Raw genomic sequence first — 237 nt, 5'->3', positions numbered from 1 at the left:
CCGGGCTGGCTGGCCCAGGTGAGCGCAGGCGACAAACCGGTGCTGCGCGTGGAGACCGGTTACGGCGAGCAGAAATTCGACGGGGTCGCGCCGACCCAGGGCAAGGATGGCTGGTCGGGCAAGGCCGCCGATGGCACCGACATCAAGGACAGCTTCCAGCGCACGGTCTGCCATGACGAAATGTGCGGGCAGGCATTCGGCGCTACCGTGATGCTCACGGTGGGCGCACGCCAGTAC

General features: G+C 67.5%; 1 pseudogene. It reads left to right on the top strand.

From position 1 onward, the window contains the following. Window positions 1–237, top strand: a pseudogene (locus ACQG3P_RS23415) (hypothetical protein); the annotation flags it as partial.

The organism is Stenotrophomonas sp. SrG, from assembly GCF_050031795.1.
GTDB lineage: Bacteria > Pseudomonadota > Gammaproteobacteria > Xanthomonadales > Xanthomonadaceae > Stenotrophomonas > Stenotrophomonas rhizophila_A.
Note: the sequence above shows the minus strand (reverse complement) of the source record. Positions and strands in the feature narration are given on the sequence as shown.